Here is a 20,457-nt window from a genome sequence, read left to right as displayed (position 1 = left end):
TGCTAACCGTTTGCATAAAGTCAGACTTGGCACTCTCGCTATGAGGGTGCTAATCCCTCGAGGATGCGCCAACCGGCACCGCGACGACGGTCAGCGCCTGCTCGAACCCCGAATCGTTCAAACCAAGTGAAGGAGAGGTCCGAGTGTCGGTCTCTATCAAGCCTCTTGAAGATCGTATTGTCGTTCGGCCGCTGGAAGCCGAGCAGACCACCGCTTCCGGTCTGGTCATCCCGGACACCGCCAAGGAGAAGCCCCAGGAGGGTGAGGTCGTCGCAGTAGGCCCCGGCCGGGTTGACGACAACGGCAACCGCGTCCCGGTCGACGTCTCCGAAGGCGATGTAGTCATCTACTCCAAGTACGGTGGAACCGAAGTCAAGCACGGCGGCCAGGAGTTCCTGGTGCTCTCCGCCCGCGACGTTCTGGCGATCGTCGTCAAGTAGCTCTTCAGAGTGAACCCCGGCCGTCCCAGGCCGGGGTTCTTTCTGTGGAACACCCCCATTCCTGACATCACTGCACAGGCCTGAAAGGAACGTAAGTTATGGCAAAGCAGTTGGAGTTCAACGACGCCGCCCGTCGCTCGCTCGAAGCCGGCGTCGACAAGCTGGCCGACACCGTCAAGGTGACCCTCGGCCCTCGCGGACGCAACGTCGTCCTCGACAAGAAGTGGGGCGCCCCCACCATCACCAACGACGGCGTAACCATCGCCCGTGAGGTCGAGCTGGACGACCCGTATGAGAACCTCGGCGCACAGCTCGCCAAGGAAGTCGCCACCAAGACCAACGACGTCGCCGGTGACGGCACGACGACGGCTACCGTCCTCGCGCAGGCGCTGGTTAAGGAAGGCCTGCGCAACGTCGCAGCTGGCGCCGCTCCCGGCGCACTCAAGCGCGGCATCGAGGTTGCGGTTGAGGCTGTTGCCGCACGCCTGCTCGAGAACGCCCGCGAGGTTGTCGGCAAGCAGACCGCGAATGTTGCCGCCATCTCGGCCCAGAGCCAGGAGGTCGGCGACCTGCTGGCCGAGGCGTTCGACAAGGTCGGCAAGGACGGCGTCATCACCATCGAGGAATCCTCGACCACCCAGACCGAGCTGGTCCTCACCGAGGGCATGCAGTTCGACAAGGGATTCCTGAGCCCCTACTTCGTCACCGATCCCGAGCGCCAGGAAGCTGTCCTCGAAGACGCGCTGATCCTGATCAACTCCGGCAAGATCTCCGCACTCCAGGAATTCCTGCCGCTGCTGGAGAAGGCTCTCCAGGCCGGCAAGCCGCTGTTCATCATCGCCGAGGACATCGAGGGCGAAGCCCTCTCCACCCTGGTGGTCAACAAGATCCGCGGCACCCTGAACGTTGTTGCCGTCAAGGCTCCGGGCTTCGGCGACCGCCGCAAGGCCATGCTCCAGGACATCGCAACCCTCACCGGTGCGCAGGTTGTCTCGCCGGACCTCGGCCTGAAGCTGGACCAGGTTGGCCTCGAGGTCATGGGTTCGGCCCGCCGCATCACCGTCACCAAGGACAACACCACCATTGTTGACGGCGCCGGCAGCGAGCAGGACGTCGCAGACCGCGTTGCCCAGATTCGGGCTGAGGTTGAGCGCACCGATTCCGATTGGGACCGCGAGAAGCTCCAGGAGCGCCTGGCCAAGCTGGCCGGCGGCGTCGGAGTCATTAAGGTCGGCGCAGCCACCGAGGTCGAGCTCAAGGAAAAGAAGCACCGCATCGAGGACGCTGTGTCCTCCACGCGCGCCGCGCTCGAAGAGGGCATCGTCGCGGGCGGCGGTTCGGCACTCATCCACGCCGTCAAGGTGCTGGACGAGGACCCCACTGTCCTGAAGCTGGAAGGTGACGCAGCAACCGCCGTCGGGCTTGTCCGCCGCGCGCTGGTGCAGCCGCTGCGCTGGATCGCTGAGAATGCAGGTTTCGAGGGCTACGTTGTCGTCGACAAGGTCGGCCAGCTTGAGGTCGGTCACGGCTTCAACGCGGTCACCGGCGGCTACGAGAACCTGGTTGACGCCGGCATCATCGACCCGGTGAAGGTCACGCGCTCGGCGCTGCGCAACGCAGCTTCGATCGCCGCGCTGGTTCTCACCACCGAGACGCTGGTTGTCGAGAAGCCCGCCGAGGACGACGCCGAGGCAGGCCACGGTCACGCGCACTGATCCAAGCGCACTGATTCAAGCCGCTTAGCGGCACGCCGCCAGGCGGCATAGGGCAACGTTCCGGTCTTTTCGAAGGCCGGAACGTTGCTCTTTTCACACCCGGATTACGTTCCCCGGAATAGGGCATCCATAGCATTCGTTCTACGATAGAGGCCGGAATTGCTGGTCCGATCGAGCCGGCCACCCATCCAAAGCATCCCCTGAAAGAGGCGCGCGTTGAGCGAACTGTCGAGCCCCCATGATCCGTTTGCCTTTGTCGGCCTGACTTACGACGACGTCCTGCTGCTTCCCGGACACACTGACGTGATTCCCTCGGAAGCCGACACCAGTTCACGCGTCTCCAGACGCATCACCGTACAGACCCCGTTGCTGTCCTCGGCCATGGACACAGTCACCGAGGCCCGCATGGCAATCGCCATGGCCCGTCAGGGTGGTCTCGGTGTGATCCACCGCAACCTCTCGATCGCCGACCAGGCCGAGCAGGTGGACCGTGTGAAGCGCAGCGAATCGGGTATGATCACCAACCCTGTCACCATCGGCCCCGACGCCACCCTGCGCGAGCTGGACGATCTCTGCGGCCACTACCGCGTATCGGGCCTTCCCGTGGTCGACGGCGAGGGCAAGCTCGTGGGCATCGTCACCAACCGTGACACCCGCTTTGTGCTGGAGTCCGAGTTCGCGCACCGTCTGGTCCGCGAGGTCATGACCCCGATGCCGCTGGTCACCGGCCACGTGGGCATCAGCGGCGAGGACGCCATCGGCCTGCTGGCCAAGAACAAGATCGAGAAGCTCCCGCTGGTTGACGACAATGGCGTTCTTCAGGGCCTCATCACGGTCAAGGACTTCACCAAGGCCGAGCAGTACCCGCTGTCCACCAAGGACGATGAGGGCCGCCTCCGCGTCGGTGCAGCCATCGGCTTCTTCGGTGACGGCTGGGAGCGCGCAATGGCCCTGGTCGATGCCGGCGTCGATGCGCTCTTCGTTGACACCGCCAACGGGCACAGCGCGGGCGTGCTGGAAATGATCGCTCGGCTGAAGGCGGAGAAGTCTGCCGCGCACGTCGACATCATCGGCGGCCAGGCAGCAACCCGTGAGGGCGCGCAGGCCCTGATCGACGCCGGCGCTGACGGCATCAAGGTCGGCGTGGGCCCCGGTTCCATCTGCACCACCCGCGTGGTGGCCGGCGTCGGCGTTCCGCAGGTCACGGCCATCTATGAATCCGCCAAGGCCGCTATTCCGGCGGGCGTTCCGGTTATTGCCGACGGCGGACTCCAGTACTCGGGTGATATCGGCAAGGCGCTGGTTGCCGGCGCCGACACCGTGATGCTCGGCTCGCTCCTCGCCGGATCGGCCGAGGCGCCGGGAGAGCTGATCTTCGTCAACGGCAAGCAGTACAAGACCTACCGCGGCATGGGATCGCTCGGAGCCATGCAGACCCGGGGCAAGAACACCTCGTACTCGAAGGACCGTTACTCTCAGGGCGACGTTATCGGCGACGACAAGCTCATCCCCGAGGGCGTCGAGGGCCGCGTGGCCTACCGGGGACCGCTGTCCTCGGTGGCCCACCAGTTGGTGGGCGGCCTGCGCCAGACCATGTTCTACACCGGTGCGCGGACCATCCCAGAGCTCAAGGCCAAGGGCAAGTTCGTCCGCATCACCTCCGCAGGGCTGAAGGAGTCGCACCCTCACGACATCCAGATGACCGTCGAGGCACCGAACTACAGTTCGAAGTAACGCCTTCCGGCTTAGGCTCAACGCAAAAGCGCCGTCCGGTGCAGAAATCGTGGGAAAGACCCCACGAACCTGCACCTGACCGGCGCTTTTGCATGTATGGGGAACCGTAAAGAGGGACTGTTAGAGCGGCCCGAACTGGAGCCTGCCGCCCTCGTCGGAATGCGTGCGCGCCATCTCCTCAAGGGCCTGCCTCAGTTCCGGCTCGCGGCCGATCCTCTCCCTGAAGAGCCGCTCGGCGTTCTCGATGTGCCAGGCGGGTATCAACAGGGTTCCAACGAATAACGCCACTATGAACAGCAGGCCGAGCACACCGCCGGCGATCGACCCGGCACTCAGGTCCGCGTCTTCCGAGAGCATCAGCGCCAGCATCAAACCAGATGCGCCGACCGCCACCAGGGCGATTCCCGTCCAGGCTCCCCGCACCGTCCGTGGCGCCCTTGACGACGCCGGATGGCCGATTGAGGGCGTCTTCCGCCTGCGCCGGCGGGCAGAGAGAGCGGATGCGACGGCACCTGCGATGAGTGCACCGGTGGCCGCGTAGGGAACCACGCCGGGTGCAGTGAAAACCGTAACGACGGCAATCAACGCCAGCCAGGCGCACCAGAAGTAGAGCATCAGGCAGGTCGCGCGGCTCTGTGCGTCGTTCAGCGCCATCCGCCGAAGCACGCTGGTGCTGCCCTGCCCAGCCTGGCTCAGCTGGGGTGACAGCCAGTACTCAAGGGGGCGGGATTCCATGATCACTCTGAAGCCTTCGCATCGGCGTCAAGGGTCAACGCTTGCCCGAACAGTTCCAGGGCATCGGAGGAGCTCACGTCGCGCTTGGCGAGCTGGTCACCTTCGCCGGTTGCCAGATGCCATGCACCCGATTCATCAACCATCAGGTTTGCGGTCCTGGCTTCGACTCCGAGGCCGTGGTGTTTGATCTGCGCCGCAGCCGGGCGCGCGGCGTTGTCACCCTGAAGGAAATGGGAGGCAGCATCGAGCCCGAAGCTCAGGATCGGTGCCTCGTTTTTGAGCGGTGTGAACCTGTGGGTAGCGCGGCCGCTCACATTGGCAACGAAAGCACCGCCGGCGGAGGAAACCGCGAACAGTACGTGGTTGGTTGACGGCGTGATCAGGGCTATTTCGAGCCACTCGCCGGCTGTCGCCATGACCGCGGCAAGGAATCCGGTGGGCCCCTTCACCCGGATGTCTTCTCCGTCCAGCTCGGCAAGGTCCCGAACCAACAGGGTGCTCAGCCCGGCACGCTGAAGATCGGCATTATCGGCGTGCGGTGTAAGGCGGAAGATGTCCCGGGTGATCGTGCACGATTCGGTGTCGTTGAACGCCAGCAGAGCCAGGATCTCGTGCTCGGTGAGGTGCAGGGCGGTTGCGTCGGCCACGGGTTGTTCTCCTGGGTTGGATGTCAGTGCGTGCTCCTAGGCGAGACTACTAGCCGAAGGCCCAGTTCCATGCGTCGCGTGCTCCGTCTGCGACGGCATCGGCGCCGTCCGCGATGACGTCACCCGCATCGGACGCGAAGTCGGTAATCCGCTCCGTCACCGGCACATCACCGGACAGGAATTGAGCGCCGGCCCACACCAGTGAGGCAGCTGCAAAGAAGGGTGCAGCCGGGGTGGGAGTAAGGCTGCCGGCAGCAAGGATGGTGGTGATTGCGCCATCGGCTACAACGTGCCCGTCCCCCGACTGGAAGCCCTGGTACGCCTGGCCCAGCCCGGTGATGATACTGAGGCCGCCGGCGAACTTGCCCACGAGGTTGAGGGCATTGAGTGTCTGGGTCCCGCGGAGATAGCCCACTTCGGGTGCGGTGCCGAAATTGGGGGTCAACAGGTCCGCCCGCGCCATGGCGTTCAGGAGGCGCTCGGCACCAAGGCCGCCGGCAGAGGCAACCCAGTTGGCTATCTGGTAGGGAGGCCAGGCCCCGAGATCGCCCACCGCGTTACCGAGAAGGTCCAGCAGGTCATCATCTCCGGAACCACCGGCGTCGTCCGTGGCACTGGCGGGCACGCCGTCGAAACCCCCGCTGATACCGCCGCCGCCTGCGTCACTGGCCCGGTCCTGCTCATCTGCCTGACCCACCAGGACGCGGGACTGGGTTTCGAGCATGGACGCTGCCTGGTGCAGTTGGACCCGGAAGCTGGAGTGCCACTGCGACCGGAAGCGGTCGGCATCGCCGCCCTGCCAAGGGACTCCGTTGAGGGCCGCAGTGATGGTTTGGTCCGCCGTCGTGAGTGTCTGGCCGAAGTTGCCCATTGACTGGGCGAGGCTGCGCAACTGGTCGGGATTGGCGCCGAGGGTCTCACTGGTCATGGTCCGACTCTAGGGGTGACACCGGAATAGCCGCGATGGGCACCTCTCCCCGCTGGGATAACCTAGACCGGTGACTTACGAGATTGAGATCGGCCGAAGCAAGCGCGGACGCAGGGCATATTCCCTGGATGATCTTGCGGTGGTTCCCTCCCGCCGCACCCGTGACCCGCGGGACGTCTCGGTTTCGTGGCAGATCGACGCCTACCAGTTCGAGATGCCGGTCATCGCCGCGCCGATGGACTCCGTCATGTCTCCCTCCACGGCAATCGCCATGGGCAAGCTCGGCGGCCTGGGTGTACTCAACCTCGAGGGACTCTGGACCCGTTACGAAGATCCGGCTCCGGTCCTTGAGGAGATCGCCGGCCTGGCAACCGAAAACTTCAGCCCTGCCGCGACCCGCCGCATGCAGGAGCTCTACGACGCTCCCATCCAGGCGGAGCTGATCACCAGCCGCCTCGCGGAGATCCGCGACGCCGGCGTCACCGTGGCCGGCTCGCTCACGCCCCAACGCACCCAGCAGTTCTACAAGACCGTCCTGGCGGCCGGCGTCGACATCTTCGTTATCCGCGGAACCACCGTGTCCGCCGAACACGTTTCCAAAACGGAGGAACCGCTCAACCTCAAGCAGTTCATCTACGAGCTCGACGTCCCGGTTATCGTGGGCGGCGCCGCCGGCTACACGCCAGCCCTCCACCTGATGCGCACCGGCGCGGCCGGTGTCCTGGTCGGCTTCGGTGGGGGAGCGACGACGACGACGCGCCGCGCCCTGGGCATCCACTCGCCGATGGCGTCGGCCATTTCCGACGTCGCGGCCGCCCGCCGCGATTACCTGGACGAGTCCGGTGGACGCTACGTGCACGTCATCGCCGACGGGGGGATGGGCACGAGCGGCGACATCGTGAAAGCCATCGCCGTCGGAGCCGACGCCGTCATGCTTGGCTCCGCACTGGCCCGCGCCGACGAGGCACCCGGCCGCGGCTGGCACTGGGGCCAGGAAGCCCATCACGGTGAGCTGCCCCGCGGCGACCGGGTGAACGTCGGAACGGTCGGACCGCTGGAGGAAGTGCTGTGGGGCCCGTCGCACCACACCAACGGAACCTCCAACCTCATCGGTGCGCTCCGACGCGCAATGGCCACCACCGGGTACTCGGACCTGAAGGAGTTCCAGCGGGTGGAGGTTGTCCTGTCGCCCTACCTTTCGAACGACTGATTGCCTAGAGTTGAGGGACCAATCCGCGACAACGAAGGTGGATAACGGCCATGATCAGAGGTGTCCTCAGCCCCGAGCAGCGTGAGAAGTCAATTGAAGCGCTCAAGTCCACAACCGGGCCAGGCAAGGAGCTGGACATTCTGATCGTGGGAGGCGGCGTCGTCGGCGTAGGTTCTGCCCTCGACGCAGTCACCAGAGGGCTTGATGTCGGAATCGTCGAGGCTCGCGACTGGGCATCCGGAACCTCGTCCCGGTCCTCCAAGCTAATCCACGGCGGACTCCGTTACCTGGAGATGCTCGACTTCGCCCTGGTGCAGGAGGCGCTGAAGGAGCGGGGGCTGTTGATTCAGCGAATCGCTCCGCACCTGGTCCGCCCGGTTCCGTTCCTGTATCCGCTGACCAAGCGCTTCATCGAGCGGCCGTACGTCGGCGCGGGCATCATCCTCTACGACACCATGGGCATGACGTCCGGGAACTCCCGCGGCGTACCGATGCACAAGCACCTCACCCGCCGGGGCACCCTGCGCGCGGCGCCCAGCCTGAAAGACAACGCGATGGTCGGGTCCATCCGTTACTACGATGCGCAGGTCGACGACGCCCGGTACGTCGTGAACATGATTCGCACCGCAGCGTCCTACGGCGCCAAGGCGGCCAACCGGGTATCCGTCGTCGAATTCCTGCGCGAGGGCGAACGCGTGGTCGGAGCCCGCGTCAAGGACCACGAGACCGGCGAGGAATTCAGCATCCGCGCCAAGCAGGTCGTGAATGCCACGGGAGTCTGGACCGACGAGACCCAGGCGATGGTCACGGAGCGCGGCCAGTTGAAGGTGCGCGCGTCGAAGGGAATCCACCTGGTGGTTCCGCGGGACCGTTTCCAGTCCACCGTCGGGCTCATCCTGCGCACGGAGAAGTCCGTCCTGTTCGTCATTCCGTGGGGCAGGCACTGGATAATCGGCACTACTGACACCGACTGGAACCTGGACAAGGCACATCCGGCGGCATCGTCGTCGGACATTGACTACATCCTTGAGCACGTGAACCGGGTGCTGAAGCGCCCGCTGACCCGGGAAGACGTCGAAGGCGTCTATGCGGGCCTGCGGCCTTTGCTGGCGGGGGAGAACGACTCAACGGCCAAGCTCTCACGCGAGCACGTGGTTGCGCACCCCGTTCCGGGGCTCGTGGTGGTTGCAGGCGGCAAGTGGACCACCTACCGGGTGATGGCGCGGGATGCGGTGGACGAGGCGTCGCGCGCGTTGGATGAACGCGTACCCGACAGCTGCACCGAGACAGTGCCCCTGCTCGGCGCCGAGGGGTACCGCGCCGCGTGGAACAGGCGGGCGCGCCTTGCTGACGAGTCAGGCGTGCACGTTGCGCGGGTCGAGCATCTCCTGCAGCGGTATGGGACGCACGCCGAGCACGTGCTGTCGCTGATCAGGGAAACCCCCGAACTGGGCGAACCGCTGCCCGGTGCCGATGACTACCTGGAAGCAGAGGTCGTCTTCGCAGTCACGCACGAAGACGCGCGGCACGTCGAGGACGTGCTGACCCGCCGAACCCGTATCTCGATCGAGGCCTGGGACCGCGGGGTATCTGCGGCACCTGTCGTCGCGCGCCTGATGGCGCCCCATCTGAACTGGAGCGATGCGCAGGTCGACCGTGAAGTGAAGCACTACCTTGCGCGGGTGGAGGCCGAGAGACTCAGCCAGCAGCAGCCCGACGACATCTCCGCCGACAGCGCGCGCATGGGAGTGGAAGACGTGGTGCCGCTAAGCTAGCCGTTGTGACACCCCTCGACCTGCACGACGCCGAACTGACCACGCCGCACATGGTGATCCTCGACATGGTGGCCGAGGACAAGGCCGACGCCGCAGCGCAGCTTGCCGCCAGGCTGTATGAGTGCGGCCGGATCGACAACCTCGAGGGCTTCCTCGATCTGGTCAACTCGCGCGAACACCAGATGGCCACCGGCCTGCCCGGCGGCGTCGGTGTTCCGCATGCCCGCAGCGAGCACGTGAAGCAGACCTCGATCGCCGTCGGCGTCACGCGCTACGGCCACAGTTTGGACTTCGGCGCGCTGGACGGCCCTGCCACGCTTGTGCTGTTGATCGCAACGCCCGCGGAGTCATTTTCCGAGCACCTCGAAGTGCTGGCCACCCTTGCGCGCTCGCTGTTCAAGGAGAACTTCCGAGAATCACTGCGTCGTGCCCACGACGCCGAGGTGATCAGCGAGCTCATCAACTCATCCCTGGTCTTCTTCGACCACTAGCCGGAGTGCGCGGATTGCCAGCAGTAGCAGATCTTCCCAGTCACTAACTCGCGTGATCTACGTCTCTGGGTGAGGGTTCGGATTCGTATCCGTCAGCGGGCAGGAAGTACCGTTAAGAGGTGTTGAAAACCGCGCTGAAGCCGCGCTGGATCCTTGCGCTGGTCCTCGCCATGGCCATAGCCGCGCTTTTCGTACTGCTCAGCCAATGGCAGTTCTCACGCTCGCAGGAAGCTGCCCCGCCGCCGCCGAGTACCACCGAGCAGGTCCAGCCCCTCACGGAGGTGTTTCAGCCTGGCGTGCCGATGACCGCAGGCATCGCCGACCAGATGGTCACCATGGACGGGCAGTTCCTGCCCGATACGCAGGTTCTCGTGCAAACCCGGCTTCAGGGCGACCGGCAAGGGTTCTGGGTGGTGTCAGCCTTCGAAGTGGCGGAGTCCGGGAATCCGAACGCAGTGCTGCCCGTGGTGCACGGATGGGTGCCTGACGCCGCCGCGGGCAACGACGCAGGCAGTCATCTGCCGGAACCCGACGGCCCAGCAACAGTGGAAGGGCGATTGCTGCCCACTGAGGCACCCGTCGTACAGCGGCCCGTCGAAGGGCAGGTGGCCTCCCTGTCCGTCGCCGAACTGATCAATGTTTGGGATGTCCCGTCTGTGTACTCCGGCTTTGTCGTAGCCTTCCAGACCACGGTCGGCGGCGAGCAGTTGCAGGTTGAGGCGCCGATGGAACCGGTTCGGGTCGGGCCCCAGCCGCAGGAGACGCCCATCAACTGGCTCAACATCTTCTACGCCGTCGAATGGTTCGTCTTCGCCGGCTTCGCCTTCTTCCTGTGGTGGCGGCTTGTCGCTGATGACCACCGCCGAACCCTGGAAGACGAACAGGACCTGCTCAACGCCGCACCGAACCACGACGAGGTAAGAACGTGACCGAACCTGCACCGACCAACACCACCGCGAAGCGACGCTTCGGCGGCACTCCCGCGCAGATCCGTTCAGCGCTGGGCTTCTACAAGTTCCTCGCGTACGCCACGGGTGTAATGCTGCTTCTGGTTGTTGTCGAGATGGTTGCCAAGTACGGCTTCGGCGCCGAAATCATCGCCGGCGGTTCTGCCGGTGCCCTCGGCCTGGTCCAGGAAGCCCAGGTCGACTCAGCGGGCGGCTTCAACCTGTCCACGGCCGTGCTGATCGTTCACGGCTGGCTGTACGTCGTCTACCTAATCGCTGATTTCCGCCTGTGGCAGTTCATGCGGTGGCCGTTTTCCCAGTTCGTGATCATCGCACTCGGCGGTGTCGTGCCTCTGCTGTCCTTCATTGTGGAGAAGCGCGTCCACCGGCGGGTGGAGGAGGAGCTGGCCGCTCATCCCGAAGCGCGGTCGAGGTACTGAGCACATAATGTGCAGCCGGACCGGCACTACCACTATTCTTGACTAGTGACTACCCCCGCTTCCGCTCCAGAACACCAGCCGGTCCTCGTCGTCGACTACGGCGCACAGTACGCACAGCTCATCGCCCGGCGGGTGCGGGAAGCGGACGTGTACTCGGAAATCGTTCCGCACACGCTCAGCACGCAGGAGCTGCTGGCAAAAAATCCTGTCGCAATCATCCTCTCCGGCGGTCCGTCGAGCGTCTACGCCGAGGACGCGCCAAGGGTCGACCCTGAGCTGTTCGACGCCGGCGTACCCGTTCTCGGTATCTGCTATGGCTTCCAGGCCATGGCCGACGCCCTTGGCGGCACCGTCGCGAAGACAGGCCTCCGCGAGTACGGGTCCACAGATGTCGCGGTTGCCAGCGGTGCCCGTTCCATCCTCGAGGGCACTCCCGAGCACCAGAACGCCTGGATGAGCCACGGCGACTCGGTCCAGGAGGCACCAGACGGCTTCGACGTGCTCGCCAGCACGGCCGGCGCACCGGTTGCGGCGTTCGCCAACGAGGACAAGCAGCTGTACGGAGTGCAGTGGCATCCCGAGGTCAAGCACTCCGTGCATGGTCAGCAGGTGCTTGAGAACTTCCTGTTCAAGGGTGCGCGCCTTGACCCGAACTGGACCACGGGAAACATCGTCGAAGAGCAGGTTGAGCGGATTCGCCAGCAGGTGGGTGATTCCCGCGTCATCTGCGGCCTGTCCGGAGGGGTTGATTCGGCCGTCGCTGCAGCCCTCGTCCAGCGCGCCGTAGGGGATCAGCTTACCTGTGTGTTCGTGGACCACGGCCTGCTCCGCGAAGGCGAGGCCGAGCAGGTTGAGCGTGACTTCGTTGCCGCAACCGGGGTGAACCTGTACGTCGCCAACGAGCAGCAGCGGTTCCTGGATGCCCTCGAGGGAGTCGAGGACCCGGAGACCAAGCGCAAGATCATCGGCCGCGAGTTCATCCGCGCATTCGAGGAAGCCGAACGCGCCATCATTGCCGAGGCCGAGGCCCACGGCGAGAAGATCCGGTTCCTCGTCCAGGGCACCCTCTACCCGGACGTCGTTGAATCCGGAGGCGGCGAGGGCGCTGCGAACATCAAGAGCCACCACAACGTGGGCGGGCTTCCGGAGGATCTTCAGTTCGAGCTGGTGGAGCCGCTGCGTACCCTCTTCAAGGATGAGGTCCGCGCGGTAGGCGCGCAGCTTGGCCTTCCCGCCGAGATCGTAGGACGCCAGCCCTTCCCCGGGCCCGGCCTCGGCATCCGCATCGTCGGCGCCGTGAACCAGGAGCGCCTCGAACTGCTGCGCAAGGCGGACGCGATCGCCCGCGCCGAGCTCACCGCGGCCGGTCTCGACAATGAGGTCTGGCAGATGCCCGTTGTCCTCCTGGCCGACGTGCGCAGCGTGGGCGTCCAGGGCGACGGCCGCACCTACGGTCACCCGATCGTCCTGCGCCCGGTCTCCAGCGAGGACGCCATGACGGCGGACTGGTCGCGGCTTCCGTATGACCTGCTGGCTCGCATCTCCAACCGAATCACCAATGAGGTGGAGGGCGTCAACCGGGTTGTGCTCGACGTGACGAGCAAGCCGCCGGGCACCATCGAGTGGGAGTAGGCCTCCCATCCGGGGGAGAGTAGTCCTCCGTGCCGGGGGAATTTGGCTCCGGCCCGCGTTGCTTGCCGCCCGTTGCAGGCTGCGTCGGATAGCTTGTAGAACATGCCTATCTGGTCAAGATCAGGCCGCGAGGCCGCAGGGAAGAGGACAACCGTGCCAGTGCAGGATGCCGGGGACTCCGCGGAGGACTTCCTGATCCCCTGGCTGCGTAGGCTGGGTCCGCACGCGGGAAGCGACACGCTCCTTCACTTCACGCCGTCGCGCTCCAACAGCATCGACCTGACCCATGCCCACCCTTCCGGCCTGGCACAGCTTCTGGCCGGAAGGCGGACCCGCCTGTCCACGCTCCTGCGCGACCCCGACCAGTACGGCGCTGCCATGAAGGCAGCCCGCCTGCTGCGGGCGAAGGTCTACGAACTTGCCTCGGAGCGGGGAATCGACGTCGGCTACGTGGCCGCCGGGACTGCCTCCTGGCGCTCCATCGACGACGCCGGCCGCACGGACTCGCTCACTGCCCCCGTGCTGCTCACCGCAGTTTCCCTGACGGTGCACAGTTCACAGGATGACTACGAACTTCAGCTCACCGAGCAGGCCCGCCTCAATCCCGCGCTGGTGCGCACCCTGCAGCGGGATCAGGGCATCGATTTCGACGCCGATGCTGTCGCCCGCCTTGCGTACAGCACCGCGCGCTTCGACCCGCACCCGGTCCTCGACCGGCTGCGGGCGCTGACTGACAACGTTCGCGGCATGACGATCGAGCACCACATCCTTGTCTCGACGTTCGCCGACCTTGCCGACGTCGGCTCCGACGCAGCCGTCCGGCCCGAGCATCCGCTCCTGTCCGCGCTCATGGAGGCCGCTCGGGAAGGCATTGAAGCTCCGTCGGAGGCTGAGGCACCGATTCGGGAAACGCCGCTTGATGACCGGCATCCGTCCACCGAGTTCCTGATCCTGGACGCTGACACCAGCCAGCAGCGGGTGCTGGACGCGGTTGCGGCCGGCGGATCTCTGGTGGTGTCCTCCCCACCGGGAACTGGGCAGACCCAGACCGCGCTCAATGCCGCGGCGTCGCTGGCGGAGCAGGGCAAGAGCGTGCTCGTAGTGGCGGAGCGGCGCGGAACCCTCAACGAGTTCGTCCAGCAGCTCGATGCCCTCAACCTCGGTTCGCTGGTGCTTCAGCTCAACGCCAACGGCAACGCTGCGCAGCTGAAGGACCAGCTCATCCGTGCCATTGTGCGGAACGAGAAGGCGGGCAAGCCCAAGCTTGATTCGCTGCACGAGACCCTGGTGTCCCACCGCCACAAGCTGCTGGACCACGTCCGGTCCCTGCATAACGTGCGCTCCCGCTGGGGATGCTCGCCCTACCAGGCAATGCAGTCCCTGGCGGAACTGACCTCGCTCAGCCCGGCTCCCGCAACAACGGTCCGGCTGAAACGCAGCGTCATGGACAGCATTCCCAACCGGACCGAGCTGACGGGCCGTCTCCGCCGTGCTGCGGAACTCGGTGGCTTCAGCAGGGAAGCCACCCAGAGCCCCTGGTACGGCGCCAGGCTGCGTAACCGGAAGGAAACGGAACACGCGCACAGCCTCGCGGTTGACCTGGCCCGCGACATTCCTGAGCTCCGGAACAAGGTCCTTGCGGTTGCCGAGCATTCGCACATCGAGCTCGGTGCAACTTTTGAGGAATGGGGCGGTCAACTGGACCTGCTCGTCGCGGTACGGGCCAGCCTCGACAAGTTCACACCGGACATTTTCGACCGTCCGGTGACGGACCTGATCTCGGCAACGGCGCCGTCGTCCTGGCGGCGGGAGCGCACCATCGAGATGAGCTCAATGACGCGCTCAAGGTTGCGCAGAGTAGCCAAGGAATACGTCCGGCCCGGAGTGCACATCTCGGACCTGCACCAGTCACTCGTCGAGGTGCAGGAGCAGCGCACCCTTTGGACTCGATACGCGAAGTCCGAACGGCATCCTTCGGTGCCGACAGGACTGGCGGAGATCAACAGTTCCTACCGCAAGGTGCAGCAGCAACTGGCGGAGCTTACATCGATCCTCGCGGGCACTCCGGCCAGGCCGGAGCTGTCAGGCATGGCTCTCGATGAGTTGGCCGCGTTGCTCGAGAAGCTCGCTGAGGACAAGCAGAGCCTGGCAACGCTCCCGGAACGCACGCTGCTGCTCGACGAGATGCGCGAAAACGGCCTGGGTGAGCTGCTTGACGATCTTGCTGCCCGCGAGGTTAGCGCACGGCAGGTGGGTGCGGAGCTCGAACTGGCCTGGTGGCAGTCGGCGCTGGAGGCAATGATCAGCGGCGACGATTACCTGGCAATGTCCGACGGCGGCAGCCTGCGCACGCTCGAAGCCGAATACCGGCTTGCCGACAACGCACATGTGGCGTCGGGCGCGGCACGCATTCGTTGGGCCCTCTCCGAACGGTGGCGCGGTGCCTTGGAGACAATGCCGGCGGAAGCCGAACAGCTGCGGTCCCTGCTGCGTGCCGGAGAGCCGGATCTGGAAGCGCTGTGCAGCCAGGCGGACGAGCTGGTGACAGCGTTGATGCCCGTCTGGGCGGCCAGTCCGCTTGTCCTGCCGCTGGTGCTTCCGCAGGGCAAGACTTTCGACGCCGTGATCGTGCTGGACGCGGAGTCGATTTCACTCCAGTCGGTGGTCCCGGCCCTCGCCAGGTCGCGTCAGGTCATCGCATTCGGTGATGACCACCTCGGGGGGCCCCGTAGTTTCACGGTGTCGGTCGAGGAGCAACGGCGTACTGGGCAGGAGCATCTACCCAGCGCCTACCGGGCCCTTGCCGCCGTTCTGCCGTCGCTTTCCCTGCGCGATGTCTACCGCGGGGTGGACAGGTCGTTGACGGCTTTCCTGAATGAGCGCTTTTACGAAGATGGGCTGAACCACCTGCCCGCCGCGGCTGTCCTCGCGGGGACGGGCCGGGGGTTCGAGGTCGAGTACCTGCCGGACGGTACTGGAATGCCCAGCTCGGATCACGACGGCGTTGAGAGTGTTGCCGCCGAAGTCACCAGGGTGGTGGACCTGGTGTTCGAACACATCCGGCAGCGCCCCAGCCATTCCCTTGCGGTTGTCACCGCCAGCGCGCGGCACGCGCAGCGTGTGGGGGAGGCGGTGCGCCTCGCGATGGCCGACGCGCCGTGGGCCGCCGACTTCTTCAAGCCTGGACCGGAATCGTTCCGGATTGTGCCTGTCGGCAGGGCCGCCGGTCTGACGAGGGATGCGGTAATTTTCTCGCTCGGCTTCGGACGGACTCCGCATGGAAGGGCACTGCATAACTTCGGGCCTCTGTCCGCTCCCGATGGCCGCGGGCAGTTTGTGACTGCGATGACCCGAGCGCGGTATCGGCTGCACGTGTTGACCTGCTTCCGCCCCGGGGACCTTGACCCGGAGCGGCTCGGCCACGGCGCCCGGGATTTCTACGAGCTGCTGCTCCGCGAGTTGTCCCAGGAGGTACCGCCGACCGGTGAAGTCGACAGCGACGCAGTGAGCGATGATCCGCTCGTTGCTGACCTGATGGACCGGCTCCGTCATCGGGGCGCCGAGGTGCGGGGCGGATATGAGGGCGTCCTGGACATCGCTGCACGCGCTTCCGACCGATGGCTGGAACCTGGGCGTGACGCTGCAATACACGTTCCTCCTGTGGCGATCGAATCGGACGGCAGTGAACGGTACCGTTCCATGACGGTGCGTGAACGGAGCCGGCTGCGCCCACAGCTTCTGGAGAGGCAGGGCTGGCGCTACGTCCCGTTGTGGACGATCGAGGTATTCACTGATCCCGAGGGTTGCGCCGACCTCATTGCGGACTATCTTGGACTGGAGCGTGCAGACGCAGGTAATCCAGTACAGGGCGCCGGCGAACCGGTTGTACAGAGCGGAGTGAGTGTGGCTAGCGGAGCTGATGAAGCTGACCTGAATGGGCCGACGGACGCATCGGAGGAAGCTGCCGAGTCCCGGCAGGACGAAGTGGTGGATGTGGAGGCGGCGGAGTCCGGCGCGGGAGAAGCAGAAGAAGACGCTGCTCCCAAGCCTGCGGCAGCCCAGCCGAGTTCGCCTGCATCGACAGCCACCGCGCCTCATGGCGATGTGCTTCCCCAGCGTGCGGCCGAAGACGATCCGCGCTCCTGGAACGACGACGAGTCCAACCACGACGAGTGGCTCAAGGAGCAGAAGCCCCCTCATTGGAGCTAGCCTTCCGCTGAGGTGAGGACCAGGTGGACATGACCGGTGCTCGAGGCGCCGGCAAGCGATGCTGCCTCATCGGGCCCTGCGGCAACTACTACGAGGCCTTCCTCCTGGCCGCCGGGCGCCTGGAAGGGGCCTGAACCTGACTCTTCCGAGGTCCATAGCACGGGCAGGCCGCGCGCGAGCACCGTGTTCTGTGCAGATACCTCGAAGCCGTTTCCGGTGCTGAGCACCACGTCCACCCGCTGCCCGGGCGAGAGCAGTTGAACGGTCGAAGCATCAGCTGGGCGTAGGGGGACGGCAACGGTGCCCGGTGGGCTGCCAGCGAGCAGGCCTGAGCCGACGAGGAAGTTCCGCGCAAGGACATCCCCTGCGTAGACGGGGGTGGCAAGCTGCTGTCCCGCAAGGAGCTCCACTGACTCGAAGGAGTGCTGAGGGACAGCCGCGCGGGGAAGGCTGACGAGTGTCAGATTGTCCGCGCCGAGAACGGTTCCTACCGGAAGGTCCGCTCCGGCTGCCACCACCTGTACGGTCTCCGGGTCTTTCGGCAGGAGTGCTTCAACAGCCACTCCCGCAGCTGCGCAAAGGAAGGCGGCCGCCAGGAGCCGTCTCTTGCGAAAGAGGAACCCACGCAGCCTGAAGCCGAATCCACCAACGAATTTTGCCGAAGTGCTCATGAGCCCAACGCTAGGAACTCGGACGGAAGTGCACGGCTGACCGAGGGAGAATGTGGAAAAGCCGCACAAAAAGGCACCGGCTGTCGAGGACAACCGGTGCCTTGCGCAGGATCAGGCCGGAGCGGCCGTTGCAGCCTTCGAGGTCGAACCGGATCCGGAAGTTGAAGCGGCGGCCGAAGCTTTGCTGTCGGAACCCGATGATGTCGAACTCTTCGAGGAGCTTCCGGTTTCAACCGACGAGGAGGCGGACCTGGAATCGGTGCGGTAGAAACCCGAACCCTTGAAGACCACGCCGACGCTGTTGAACTTCTTGCGAAGCAGGCCCTCGCACTCGGGGCACACGGTCAGGGAGTCATCGGAGAACGACTGCTGGACATCGAAAGCGTGGCCGCAGTCCCTGCAAGCGTAAGCGTATGTAGGCATGGACAATCCTCCTGAAGGAACGCTGTTCGGCGGAGGGCCGCTGCGCCGCTGAGGAGGTGCATCCGGTGACCCGGCTTACCCTAGCTGGCACTCAACCCTTCCGAGTGCCAATTCTACACTGACCTGCCCGTGTAGCGGAACGTTCCTACAGGGTGACCCGCAGGCCCGAGGGTGTGAAGGCACCACCAAGCGGTATGTCCAGGACGGTGCTCTCGAAGCTCGATTCGGGCAGGACTTCCTCGTCGAACAGGTAGCCGAGCACCGGCGTTTCGGGTGCTTCGACACCGAGTTGCGCCAGGAACCGGTCGTAGTATCCGCCGCCCTGGCCCAACCGGTTGCCGTGTACGTCGATGGCAAGTCCCGGAACCAACACCAGACTGATGGGCAACAGCGCCGTGAAGTGGAACCGTTCGCCAACCGGTTCCCACAGCGGAGCCCGCGGGCTTTTTGCCAGCGGTATACGCGGTTCCCAGCGCGCCCAACTCAACTGGTACTGGGGCTCACAAACCGGCACGACGACGTCGTACCCTGCCTCGCGGAGGGCCGGCAGCAGTGCCGCTGTGCTTGGCTCCGTGGGCGCCGACAGATAGGCGGCGACTACCGGGGGCCCGGAGCGGCCCTGAGGTGTGGACGCCGTTCCGGCGAGCCACCGGAGCACGTGCTCCGCCAGGGCTGTTCCCGCTGCCTCCTGCTCGGAGCCGGAACGTCCTTCGCGGCGGAGACGCAGCGAACGGCGCAATTCTTCCTTGGTGGCAGACCCGGCGCGTACGTCCATGTCTGGCACTGTACAGGTTGCCGCAGTGTCGGACGCCGCGCGTAACGGCGGGGATTTTCTGTAGTGTTGTGGCATGACTGAGCGACCACGTGTAAATAAGGCCGTTATCCCCGCAGCTGGTCTGGGTACCAGGTTCTTGCCGGCCACCAAGGCTATGCCCAAGGAAATGCTTCCGGTCGTGGACCGGCCGGCAATCCAGTATGTCGTCGAGGAAGCAGTTGACGCCGGGATCAATGACATCCTGATGATCACCGGTCGCAACAAGCGCTCACTCGAGGATCACTTTGACCGGGTGCCGTTCATCGAACAGACACTGGAAGCCAAGGGTGACCACGACAAGCTCGCCTCAGTACGCCGAACCTCAGAACTGGGAGATATCCACTACCTGCGGCAGGGTGATCCCAAGGGTCTGGGCCATGCAGTCCTGCGCGCCAAACTGCATGTGGGTGAGGAGCCGTTCGCGGTCCTTCTCGGCGATGACCTGATCGACGAACGTGACGAACTCCTTGAAACCATGATTGAGGTTCAGGCACAGACCGGTGGTTCGGTCATCGCCCTCATCGAAGTGGATCCTGAGCAGATCAGCGCCTACGGCTGCGCCGATATCTCATCCCTCAACGGAGAAGGGTACGTTCGGGTCAACAAGCTGGTCGAGAAGCCGGCAGTTGACGAGGCACCTTCCAACCTGGCAGTCATCGGACGCTACGTCCTGCACCCCCGCGTCTTCGAAGTCCTTGAGAAGACGGGACCGGGGCGTGGCGGCGAGATCCAGCTCACCGACGCCCTGCAGACGCTCGCCGCAGCAGACGGCGAAGGTTCGGGCGTCTACGGTGTGGTCTTCCGCGGCCGCCGCTATGACACGGGTGACAAACTGTCCTACCTCAAGGCAGTCGTGACGCTGTCTTCCGAGCGCGAGGACCTCGGCCCCGAACTGCGCGAGTGGCTGCGGGATTTCACCAGCTCCCTCTCTGACTAGTCTCCGCCGATGTGGGGCCGCTTCGCCTGGCCGGTGACGCTGGAAACAGGGGACATCGTCCTTCGCCCGATTCGTCACCGGGACAAGCGGGAGTGGATGCAGGTGCGGCACCGCAACATCGAGTGGCTGGCACCGTGGGAGGCATCCAATCCAGCCCCCGGCGGCTACCTGCCGAGCTATCACGAGATGGTGCGGGCCTTGAATTCCCAGGTCCGCACCGCCAGTGCCCTGCCCTTCCTGATCACAATGCGGTCGCAGGCGAGTTCCCGGCCTGCCATCGTTGGGCAGCTCACTGTGTCCGGCATTGTCTGGGGTTCTGCGCTGACCGCTACCCTCGGCTACTGGGTCGACCGGGAGCATGCAGGTAGGGGAGTAGCGCCAACAGCGGTTGCGCTGGTGACGGATTACTGCTTTTGGGAGCTCGGCCTGCATCGCATGGAGATCAACATAAGACCGGAGAACTCCGCCAGCCTTCGGGTGGTAGAAAAACTCGGCTTCCGTGATGAAGGCGTGCGCAAGGACTACCTGCACATCGCCGGATCCTGGGCTGACCACCGGTCTTTCGCGCTGACGGCGGACGAAGTTCCGGGCGGCCTGCTAAACCGTTGGCAGGATGCGCAGCCCCGAATGTAGGAACGCCGCGACATAGCCTTCGACACACCGCGGGGAATGAGCTCCCCGTGAGGAATCTGCTCATAACGTTTTGTGA

The 20,457-nt window shown here is 65.1% G+C and carries 18 protein-coding genes and 1 pseudogene; 13 read left to right on the top strand and 6 right to left on the bottom strand.

Annotation, left to right across the window (positions count from 1 at the left end; all coding sequences use genetic code 11):
- Positions 1 to 143 precede the first annotated feature (143 nt).
- The 3 genes from groES to guaB all read left to right on the top strand — a co-directional run bounded on the left by groES (position 144) and on the right by guaB (position 3,889).
- Positions 144 to 440: a co-chaperone GroES gene (groES, locus tag GC088_RS11085; RefSeq protein ID WP_323959066.1), complete on the top strand. Its 297-nt coding sequence runs from the start codon at positions 144 to 146 to the stop codon at positions 438 to 440.
- 98 nt (positions 441 to 538) lie between these two features.
- Positions 539 to 2,155: a chaperonin GroEL gene (gene groL, locus GC088_RS11080; protein WP_323959065.1), complete on the top strand. Its 1,617-nt coding sequence runs from the start codon at positions 539 to 541 to the stop codon at positions 2,153 to 2,155.
- Between the two features lie 225 nt (positions 2,156 to 2,380).
- The gene (gene guaB / locus GC088_RS11075; protein WP_323962040.1) at positions 2,381 to 3,889 is read left to right on the top strand and encodes an IMP dehydrogenase; all 1,509 of its coding nucleotides are present in this window, start codon (positions 2,381 to 2,383) and stop codon (positions 3,887 to 3,889) included.
- Positions 3,890 to 4,009: 120 nt separating this feature from the next.
- On the opposite strand, the gene GC088_RS11070 is transcribed toward guaB, so the two are convergent.
- Genes GC088_RS11070 through GC088_RS11060 form a run of 3 tightly spaced genes read right to left on the bottom strand, consistent with a single transcriptional unit; the run spans position 4,010 to position 6,199 of the window.
- Positions 4,010 to 4,624 carry a hypothetical protein gene (locus GC088_RS11070; protein WP_323959064.1) on the bottom strand — a complete coding sequence of 205 codons (615 nt, stop codon included), beginning with the start codon at positions 4,622 to 4,624 and terminating at the stop codon, positions 4,010 to 4,012.
- A gap of 2 nt (positions 4,625 to 4,626) precedes the next feature.
- A complete protein-coding gene (locus GC088_RS11065; RefSeq protein ID WP_323959063.1) occupies positions 4,627 to 5,271 on the bottom strand; it encodes a hypothetical protein in 645 nt (214 codons plus the stop codon).
- A gap of 49 nt (positions 5,272 to 5,320) precedes the next feature.
- Positions 5,321 to 6,199, bottom strand: a complete 879-nt coding sequence (locus tag GC088_RS11060) for a hypothetical protein (protein WP_323959062.1) — start codon at positions 6,197 to 6,199, stop codon at positions 5,321 to 5,323.
- A gap of 70 nt (positions 6,200 to 6,269) precedes the next feature.
- Here GC088_RS11060 and GC088_RS11055 point away from each other — a divergent pair, with 70 nt between their 5' ends.
- From GC088_RS11055 to GC088_RS11025, 7 genes are all read left to right on the top strand, one after another.
- On the top strand, positions 6,270 to 7,409 hold the full coding sequence (locus tag GC088_RS11055; protein ID WP_323959061.1) for a GuaB3 family IMP dehydrogenase-related protein: 1,140 nt from the start codon (positions 6,270 to 6,272) through the stop codon (positions 7,407 to 7,409).
- A 50-nt stretch (positions 7,410 to 7,459) separates the two neighbouring features.
- Positions 7,460 to 9,184 carry a glycerol-3-phosphate dehydrogenase/oxidase gene (locus GC088_RS11050; protein WP_323959060.1) on the top strand — a complete coding sequence of 575 codons (1,725 nt, stop codon included), beginning with the start codon at positions 7,460 to 7,462 and terminating at the stop codon, positions 9,182 to 9,184.
- Between the two features lie 50 nt (positions 9,185 to 9,234).
- A complete protein-coding gene (locus GC088_RS11045; RefSeq protein ID WP_416377536.1) occupies positions 9,235 to 9,675 on the top strand; it encodes a PTS sugar transporter subunit IIA in 441 nt (146 codons plus the stop codon).
- Between the two features lie 119 nt (positions 9,676 to 9,794).
- Positions 9,795 to 10,604, top strand: coding sequence for an SURF1 family protein (locus GC088_RS11040; RefSeq protein WP_323959058.1), 810 nt, complete (start codon positions 9,795 to 9,797; stop codon positions 10,602 to 10,604).
- A complete protein-coding gene (locus GC088_RS11035; RefSeq protein WP_323959057.1) occupies positions 10,601 to 11,062 on the top strand; it encodes a DUF3817 domain-containing protein in 462 nt (153 codons plus the stop codon). Before GC088_RS11040 ends, GC088_RS11035 begins: the two co-directional genes overlap by 4 nt.
- Before the next feature lie 45 nt (positions 11,063 to 11,107).
- Positions 11,108 to 12,694, top strand: a complete 1,587-nt coding sequence (gene guaA, locus GC088_RS11030) for a glutamine-hydrolyzing GMP synthase (RefSeq protein WP_323959056.1) — start codon at positions 11,108 to 11,110, stop codon at positions 12,692 to 12,694.
- A gap of 102 nt (positions 12,695 to 12,796) precedes the next feature.
- The gene (locus tag GC088_RS11025) at positions 12,797 to 16,903 is read left to right on the top strand and encodes a DUF4011 domain-containing protein (protein WP_323959055.1); all 4,107 of its coding nucleotides are present in this window, start codon (positions 12,797 to 12,799) and stop codon (positions 16,901 to 16,903) included.
- On the opposite strand, the gene cpaB is transcribed toward GC088_RS11025, so the two are convergent.
- Complete coding sequence (gene cpaB, locus GC088_RS11020) at positions 16,900 to 17,574, bottom strand: Flp pilus assembly protein CpaB (RefSeq protein ID WP_323959054.1); 675 nt, start codon at positions 17,572 to 17,574, stop codon at positions 16,900 to 16,902. The genes GC088_RS11025 and cpaB overlap by 4 nt on opposite strands.
- Positions 17,575 to 17,626: 52 nt before the next feature.
- Here cpaB and GC088_RS11015 point away from each other — a divergent pair, with 52 nt between their 5' ends.
- Positions 17,627 to 17,842 (top strand): hypothetical protein, encoded by a 216-nt coding sequence (locus tag GC088_RS11015; protein WP_323962143.1) that lies wholly within the window; start codon positions 17,627 to 17,629, stop codon positions 17,840 to 17,842.
- A 62-nt stretch (positions 17,843 to 17,904) separates the two neighbouring features.
- Here GC088_RS11015 and GC088_RS11010 read toward each other — a convergent pair.
- Together GC088_RS11010 and GC088_RS11005 are read right to left on the bottom strand one after the other, a co-directional pair.
- Positions 17,905 to 17,997 (bottom strand): annotated as a pseudogene (locus GC088_RS11010) (FmdB family zinc ribbon protein); the annotation flags it as partial.
- Positions 17,998 to 18,142: 145 nt separating this feature from the next.
- A complete protein-coding gene (locus tag GC088_RS11005) occupies positions 18,143 to 18,772 on the bottom strand; it encodes a 5-formyltetrahydrofolate cyclo-ligase (protein WP_323959053.1) in 630 nt (209 codons plus the stop codon).
- A 73-nt stretch (positions 18,773 to 18,845) separates the two neighbouring features.
- Between GC088_RS11005 and galU the strand changes: the two genes are divergently transcribed.
- A complete protein-coding gene (gene galU, locus GC088_RS11000; RefSeq protein ID WP_323959052.1) occupies positions 18,846 to 19,748 on the top strand; it encodes a UTP--glucose-1-phosphate uridylyltransferase GalU in 903 nt (300 codons plus the stop codon).
- A 9-nt stretch (positions 19,749 to 19,757) separates the two neighbouring features.
- Entirely contained in the window at positions 19,758 to 20,381 is a 624-nt protein-coding gene (locus GC088_RS10995; protein WP_323959051.1) for a GNAT family N-acetyltransferase, read from the top strand.
- The last annotated feature ends 76 nt before the right edge of the window (positions 20,382 to 20,457 follow it).

It is taken from the genome of Arthrobacter sp. JZ12 (assembly GCF_035189165.1).
In the GTDB taxonomy this organism is placed as follows: domain Bacteria; phylum Actinomycetota; class Actinomycetes; order Actinomycetales; family Micrococcaceae; genus Arthrobacter_D.
Note: the sequence above shows the minus strand (reverse complement) of the source record. Positions and strands in the feature narration are given on the sequence as shown.

Excerpts from the sequence above, each read along its gene's own strand:
- galU (WP_323959052.1), top strand. The coding sequence starts at position 18,846 with ATGACTGAGCGACCACGTGTAAATAAGGCCGTTATCCCCGCAGCTGGT.
- GC088_RS11025 (WP_323959055.1), top strand. The coding sequence starts at position 12,797 with ATGCCTATCTGGTCAAGATCAGGCCGCGAGGCCGCAGGGAAGAGGACA.
- GC088_RS11050 (WP_323959060.1), top strand. The coding sequence starts at position 7,460 with ATGATCAGAGGTGTCCTCAGCCCCGAGCAGCGTGAGAAGTCAATTGAA.
- GC088_RS11060 (WP_323959062.1), bottom strand. The coding sequence starts at position 6,199 with ATGACCAGTGAGACCCTCGGCGCCAATCCCGACCAGTTGCGCAGCCTC.
- cpaB (WP_323959054.1), bottom strand. The coding sequence starts at position 17,574 with ATGAGCACTTCGGCAAAATTCGTTGGTGGATTCGGCTTCAGGCTGCGT.
- GC088_RS11005 (WP_323959053.1), bottom strand. The coding sequence starts at position 18,772 with ATGGACGTACGCGCCGGGTCTGCCACCAAGGAAGAATTGCGCCGTTCG.
- GC088_RS11070 (WP_323959064.1), bottom strand. The coding sequence starts at position 4,624 with ATGGAATCCCGCCCCCTTGAGTACTGGCTGTCACCCCAGCTGAGCCAG.
- GC088_RS11045 (WP_416377536.1), top strand. The coding sequence starts at position 9,235 with ATGGTGATCCTCGACATGGTGGCCGAGGACAAGGCCGACGCCGCAGCG.
- groL (WP_323959065.1), top strand. The coding sequence starts at position 539 with ATGGCAAAGCAGTTGGAGTTCAACGACGCCGCCCGTCGCTCGCTCGAA.
- GC088_RS10995 (WP_323959051.1), top strand. The coding sequence starts at position 19,758 with ATGTGGGGCCGCTTCGCCTGGCCGGTGACGCTGGAAACAGGGGACATC.